Genomic DNA, 6,881 nt, shown 5'->3' with positions numbered 1-6,881 from the left:
AGGTTATTTGGCATGCACATTTTTAGTATAGCATGAGTTATTTTAAGTTTTTATTGAAAAATATTGACAAACTATTAGCTGGTTTAGTTTAATAATAAAAGGTGATTACCTTTGTTCAGTAATCACCCCTGTAATACCGATTCAATATAGTTTATTTTATTTTCCTTACACCATTCAATCACAATTTGTTTAAAACAATCGTCACGGTATGAATACCATTGTTCTTCCATTTCAAAATCAATTAATTTGTCCTTAAACCTTCTAAAGGCACCCTTACCCCTAATTGCCCTCAATAAGGATTCCTGCTTCCGCTGATCACTGACTGTTAAGCAAAAGTTTTCCATTATTCCATATTCATTCACTTCATATTTAGTTGGCAACTCTATATAATTTTCAAAGTTTTCAACTACATCGATTGCAATGATTCTATTTTCTTGTTCCCATTCAGGTAAATGATCAAATGGTTTTTCGTCTTCCGCAGCTCTTAAGTCCTCCGATGCCACTAACACTATTTCCCCCGTTTTAATATTTAGCAATGAACGTGATTCTTCAAATTGTATTTCCATTTCCTCAATTATATCTTTAAGTTTGACTTGTATATACACTGTTAGCTCACCTTTTATATTTTTTTCTAACGCACCTGTTAGTTTAAGTACAACTATTCGCAATCTTATTAAAAGGTTATGGTTTAGCTTTGATGCTTAATAAACTGCATCTTTAATTTATACACCCGTTTGGTCAATCAATGACTGGCTTAATATTATAGAGTCTCATTTGAGCAAGGGAACCCTGGTAAGCAAGAAGACCGCTTTGTATTAAGCAGCGAATTCGCCATTCAATAGAAATATCCATAACTTGCTGTTTTTGACGACCAATAAATTCTCCTACCAACCTTGCAGTTGGAAAAAATCCATCACTTTTACTATACATCTTTTCGTGGCAGATCTTTTTAGCAAGGGTAAGTAACTCTTCATCAAAATATTCTTCAGAAACAGTCTTAACTTGACGATCATACGAATTCGAAGACTACCGTTATCTTCGAGGAGCTGTGTCCAATTAGTCAGGTATCCTTCTCTAACCCGTGAAGAAAGGGGTTTTGCATCTTCAATAAGATGGAACTTTTCTCCGGTATAATCTCTCCCGCAGAAAGTGGTTTGAATCTACCGTATCTCTTATAGTAAGCCGGAAAAACCATAATGATTGATACTGGAATAGATTTAGGAATATTAGCTAATAAAAACATTAACCCTGTATATTCTGTTGGACTATCACCAACCCAAAACAAGAACGATTCATTACCAGTAAGTGCAATAGTCCAATCGCTTAACCTTTTATATGTATTACGGAGATAGGCTATAGAATCAGATTTATCCTCTTCATTTAAAACTTGTTCCCACCATTTAATGCGTTCTTCTTGAACAGTTTCCAACAGAATATTGCCTATTGGACCCCACATTAGATCATCGACAACTACGACAATATTTTCATTTGTTTGGTGATCCTTTAAAGCTAACCTAAGGGATGAACCACCTGATTCTCCAAATACAATATGTGTTTTCATTGTAATTACCTCCTAAAAAGCTTCCCTCTTCAAAAAAACCGATTTCTATGATTCTCTCTGATTCATATTCTTATTAAACTAATCTGAAGCATTAGTTTAATAAGAATAGAATTTCTTTAATTGTTCATCATAAGAAAAATATTGTATGGAGGGTTTTTATGAAAAAAAGCCTTTTAATATTGTTTGAAGTATGACACATAATATGGACAGTTTAATAAGAGAGCCTATGCTGCCATTTAGCTTAAAAGAAAAATGACCGCCGGTGCGATCATTGCCGGAAAGCATTTTTCACTCAAGCACCCGTTACTTTAAGTACATAGTTTCACAAAGTAGTTGTTGAATAAGTAGTATCCATATACTAATCAATAAATGGATCTATATTTTAAAAAAGTACATTACAACTAGAATAAAGATTATAAAGCTGAAGCCACTCATATCTTCAGCTTTATAATCTGTAAATAGGTAAACTACTTCCATATATCCATATATTTTTTTTTGTATTTTTTGTCTTCAACCATATCAATTAAAACCAAAGCATTTAGTTTAATAACCTCATCATTGAAATGGTCATATAAATTTTTCATGTTTTGAATAATGTCATTACGAATTAATGTAAAATTCTTTTCATCTACGCATTTCTTAAAGCGTTCAACCATAAACTCCATAACCATTTCTTTTTGGACTGTACCAGCAATTCCGACTTTCCATATTGATTGGAGGCTGTGTCTAGCTGTAACAAACTTTTCATCTTTTGTTACTTCCCACAACTTAGGGAAATCTTTCATAATTCTCATCTCTGGATCGCTTTTAGCTAGATTGGCTAAATATTGTGCTGCACGAGAGCGTTGATGGTTATCTTTATGAGTTAAGTCCTCTAATAGTTGATTCCATACCTCATAAGCCCAATCAACTTGTTGATCAGTTGCATTTAAAATACTTTGATAAGCTTCATAACGCTCATCTTTTTCACCCGATTTTGATCTTTCAAATGCCAATTTTATTTGACTATCCATTTTTACCACCTAATTTTCATGTTATAACGCTGAAATGTAGTGATTTAATTATTTTCTTTACTAAAATAATAACATACGCCAGTTGCACACCCCAAAAAATAATCATTACTGTAATAAGGCTCATATCTCTAAATTAACTATCCTGCTCCTTTAGTGCAATAAGAAAAGCTGCCAAAATGACAGCTTGATCTGCAACTCTTACAACCGATAGTTTAAGTGTAATATTTCACAAATTTTCTTTTTGATTTTTATTAAAAAAGAGACTCCCGAAAAACTTGGGAGTCCAAACAGTACTAATCTATTTAATAGGGGTCAATTAGTAATTCCAATTATATTCCGTTTACCAAATATAAAATAGAGAAAATACTACTAAAATTATCCAATAATTAAAGGGGAATTGGGACTAGGATTAATTAATCTTAGACCTATATAAAGAATGTGAGTAGATCATGAGCATTATTAAATTGTATCTCTATAAAGCAGAAACCGAATAAATTTTACTTAACTTTTTCCTGATCATAGATATCTTCCTGCCATAACTGATAAAGATATAGAATGACGGCTAGTATTGTCATTGTCAAAAGATTTTTGAGTGGAGAGAAACTACCAGTTTCTCTTATCTCTAGCTTGTTTAACATTTTAGTAAGACCCATCCCGTAGAAGAGATCGATTATTAAATTAACTATAATATATATCCAAAATTTACGAAACGTAAAATGAAATATCCATATTGTTCCAACTAAAAATATGCCATATACAGTAAATAATGGTGCTATTTTGTCCCAGCTAAAAAGAGTCTCTTTAAATTTCCACCAGTTATATGTCCAAGCCATTTGTGCCAGTATTGTGTTGAACACTGTGGCAAATAGAGCAACAGGCATATATCTTCGAATTGCTGAACGGTCTAAAAAAATCAATGAAATCCAAGGAATAATAAATATAGACCAAATAACCATTTTAACCATTTTTTTAGTCCTTTCAATATTAACTCTATATATTAACGTGTCCTTCTAAATAAAATGCATTTTCTTATTCAACTATCCTGCTCCGTTACTTCAATAAGAAAAAAGGCATCACCGCTGCTTCAGTAATGCCTCCGATAGTTTAGCAAGAGTCATTTAATAAACTTAAAAGGAATATCGAAGTAATTTATTAAGAAGATGATAATAAATAAAGAGATGATATAAGCTCGGAATGGTTTAAACTGATGTATTACAATTACCGAAAACATGACAATATCAAATAAAAAAGAATACCATAATTTCCATCCATTTTGATAAGAGATTCTTCCGAACTTTAATAAAATCCACTCAACAAAAATATAAATTCCAGACCAAAGTAATATGTATAACAATCGTTTAAACCATCCTTCTGGAAAATGGGAAAGATATAGAACGATACTAATAGGCATAGTGATTACAGCATATACCATTACCACCATTTCATGTCCGTATAATAAATCAGGGTGGAACTTCCATAAGGTATTTTCTTTTACAATATATTCGTACAGTAATCCACCCGTCGCAATGAAAAACATACTGGCATGGTATTCTTTCCAGTTTTTCCAGTTACCCCACTTAAAGGAAGCTATAATGGTTAGGACCGTAATAGCGAGGTGCATTAAAACACAACCCTTTCGAGTGTTTTTATAATAGCTTCCCCTTTTATCTGTAAAAATAATGTAATATTATCAAACTATTTGGTAATTAACTATATTTCTTATTGCACTAAACTTGCTCGTTAGCTTAAGTACGTTGCTTCACAAAATTCTCGTAAGTCGGCGCTGATCATTTTTTCTGTTTGAATTAAAAGAGAACCGTTTGGTAAAAATAACCTCAAGAAAACTATTGGAGGCTAAACCATGCGTTCAGAAAATCAATTTGTCGTAATTATTTGTTTAGGACTTTTAAGTATGATTATCAATATTATTTTTAGCGGTATTATCATCTCGCAGAATAATAATATTAAGCAGCAGCAAAATAAAAACTGAAAGCGCAGAATGCGCTTTTTTTGTGAAGCACTTCCTTCAATTTCCTTCGAAATATGACTAGTTTAACATAACTTCAAATGGCAATGATGGAGTTGTTTAATTCTAATAAACATAAATACGTGAAATCAAAACTTAATTCCTAAGAAATTAAGGTGACGGAATGAATAAATCTTTTCCCTCGTTTGATGAAGTACAGAAAGCAAGAGAGAAATTTAGTGACCTTGCATATCAACATTGGGTTCATGATGATTTATTTACCTGGAAATGGTATTTATTATTATTTCTATCATTATTTCCTTGGATAATTTGGTGGATTTTAGTCGATAAGAAACGACTACCTGAAATAGTCCTTTATGGAGCATTAATAATGGTTCCTACTTATGTTTTGGATAATATAGGAACAGATTTAATGTGGTGGGAATATCCAGATAAATTGTTTCAAATGATTCCACCGTTGTTACCAGCCGACCTAACATTAGTACCATGCTCAATGATGTTAATATATCAGTGGTCAAAGTCATGGAAATCATTTTTAATATTTAATTTTCTACTTTCCTTATTTTCCACTTTTATGGGAGAAACCTTATTTATTTGGCTAAATTTTTATGAACTTATAACCTGGAAGTTAATCTATTCACTAATTTTTTACAATCTCGGTGGAATAGCTATAAGATGGTTAGTTCTTAAAATTTTTTCAATAAGTAAAACTAAATGAATCTATCTTTTTTTATTTCCTTAAACATGTAAACCTAAATAACTATATAATGTAATTGGTCGAGGGATTTATGCTTTCGGCTTTTTGCCTTTTTAGGGACAAATGGAAATTTCATATTCTATGTTAAGGATAAAAAAAGACTGTTCCTATTGAACAATCTAACCTGTACTTCCTTATTTTTTTAACACCTTAATTAACTTGACCGTTAGTGCAATATGGAAAAGCTGTCAAAATGACAGCTCCGAATACACCGTTGATATAAGTATTCTAACCTTTACTATCTGTATCAATCAATCCTCTTGCCACTTATGATATCAATAAAGAATAATTGCAATAAATGTCATAAATATAATCCCTTCAAAAGGCGATAGTATCCCCCCGGCAGTTGTAATCTTTAGTTTTTTCCATAATGCCCTAAAGCCAAAAGAATAGATACAATCTACAATGAAATTAACAATAAAGTAGAGCCAAAACTTACCAAAGGTGAAATAAAAAATCCGCTGATCCTCACCTTAAGTACCCAGTTAGTTGAAAGAAAAGTTATTCTACTTCTCACCTACTTTTGGTGGAGACTCAAGCCATCCATTTTCTATCATAATGTTTGCCCCATCCTCTGCTAACAACTGGATTTCTAATAAAAACCTATTGTATACCGTACCTAAATCTCTTCTAAAACTAGTTCCAAGAGCCAACCCATAGAAACCCATTGAAGCTGCGGTTAGTGTACTGACTACAAACATCAATAACTTATCGGAAAAAACATGTTGTGTATTTTCAGTTACTTGAGAGTCCCAATATATAGGATCAAGAAAGTTGTATTCTTTTAAGTATGAGTTAAAAATTTCACAGTGTTTCTCACCAATCTCTTTTGCCCTAGTGAAATATTTTATAACATCGTTGGCTTTAGCACTTGACTAAATCCAATTAGTATTCCACTTCCTAGGGAATTTCTTTGGAAATTTGCATATAAACTTGTTATTTCAGGAGCTGTTAGAGGTCTTTTGACACCAAAGAATCCTGCCAAAAAATTCTGGTGCTTAATATAATCCACTTCTTGTGATGTTTTAATTAAAGGGGATTTACCATAAATACCTTTTGTTATTTGTAAATCCTTAGCCTTTTCATACAATCTATCTGCATCAGTTAAGCATTGTTTAAAAAACTCCGTGCAATCTGTTCTTGTTGCTAATGATAAGTTTACACTGTGTGTTCTTAATCCAATCCTTCCAAACTGATGTAAATACTCTAACATCAAAGAATCAGAATAAAGTCTTGGTGCAGATGTATCTACATCCTCAGCTATCTTAAAACCATGAGGTATTGCTTGACCTTCTTCACTAAACATGTCTTTTATTTTTAGTACATGTAGTTGAGCTGAATTACAGGCATCCTCAATAATGGTTTTTATCTCATTATCTTCAACTACATTTAGAAAATAACTAAGTATGCAAACTTGTGAACTATCCCCCATGTATGTACCCCATAACTGAGATATTTCTGCTGAAGTTAAATTATCATGTTTTCCGTCCTGCACTTTATAAACCTCCACCGAGAATTTTTAGTATTAATAAAATCATTCCCTCAACGGAATAATATAATGTA

At 32.0% G+C, this 6,881-nt stretch carries 9 protein-coding genes and 1 pseudogene; 2 read left to right on the top strand and 8 right to left on the bottom strand.

From position 1 onward, the window contains the following. Positions 1–122 precede the first annotated feature (122 nt). From F4694_RS31410 to F4694_RS31385, 6 genes and pseudogenes are all read right to left on the bottom strand, one after another. Positions 123–605: a UPF0158 family protein gene (locus F4694_RS31410; RefSeq protein WP_179603796.1), complete on the bottom strand. Its 483-nt coding sequence runs from the start codon at positions 603–605 to the stop codon at positions 123–125. 133 nt (positions 606–738) lie between these two features. Continuing rightward, positions 739–996 (bottom strand): annotated as a pseudogene (locus tag F4694_RS31405) (DUF3658 domain-containing protein); the annotation flags it as partial. Positions 997–1,060: 64 nt separating this feature from the next. Beyond that, entirely contained in the window at positions 1,061–1,561 is a 501-nt protein-coding gene (locus F4694_RS31400) for a DUF1835 domain-containing protein (RefSeq protein WP_179603795.1), read from the bottom strand. 467 nt (positions 1,562–2,028) lie between these two features. Further along, positions 2,029–2,574, bottom strand: a complete 546-nt coding sequence (locus F4694_RS31395; RefSeq protein ID WP_179603794.1) for a hypothetical protein — start codon at positions 2,572–2,574, stop codon at positions 2,029–2,031. Positions 2,575–3,071: 497 nt separating this feature from the next. Continuing rightward, positions 3,072–3,539 (bottom strand): hypothetical protein, encoded by a 468-nt coding sequence (locus F4694_RS31390; protein WP_179603793.1) that lies wholly within the window; start codon positions 3,537–3,539, stop codon positions 3,072–3,074. 149 nt (positions 3,540–3,688) lie between these two features. Next, positions 3,689–4,195: a CBO0543 family protein gene (locus tag F4694_RS31385; protein ID WP_179603792.1), complete on the bottom strand. Its 507-nt coding sequence runs from the start codon at positions 4,193–4,195 to the stop codon at positions 3,689–3,691. 240 nt (positions 4,196–4,435) lie between these two features. On the opposite strand from F4694_RS31385, the gene F4694_RS32575 reads away from it, so the two are divergent. Beyond that, positions 4,436–4,564, top strand: coding sequence for a hypothetical protein (locus F4694_RS32575; protein ID WP_257029515.1), 129 nt, complete (start codon positions 4,436–4,438; stop codon positions 4,562–4,564). A gap of 160 nt (positions 4,565–4,724) precedes the next feature. Next, the gene (locus tag F4694_RS31380) at positions 4,725–5,279 is read left to right on the top strand and encodes a CBO0543 family protein (protein ID WP_179603791.1); all 555 of its coding nucleotides are present in this window, start codon (positions 4,725–4,727) and stop codon (positions 5,277–5,279) included. 545 nt (positions 5,280–5,824) lie between these two features. Here F4694_RS31380 and F4694_RS31375 read toward each other — a convergent pair. Next, complete coding sequence (locus F4694_RS31375) at positions 5,825–6,142, bottom strand: DUF3231 family protein (RefSeq protein ID WP_308806976.1); 318 nt, start codon at positions 6,140–6,142, stop codon at positions 5,825–5,827. 23 nt (positions 6,143–6,165) lie between these two features. Continuing rightward, positions 6,166–6,813, bottom strand: coding sequence for a DUF3231 family protein (locus tag F4694_RS31370; RefSeq protein WP_179603790.1), 648 nt, complete (start codon positions 6,811–6,813; stop codon positions 6,166–6,168). Positions 6,814–6,881 lie beyond the last annotated feature (68 nt).

This window comes from Neobacillus driksii (genome assembly GCF_013409995.1).
Taxonomy (GTDB): Bacteria; Bacillota; Bacilli; order Bacillales; family Cytobacillaceae; genus Neobacillus; species Neobacillus driksii.
This window is presented reverse-complemented; position numbering and strand designations above follow the sequence as displayed.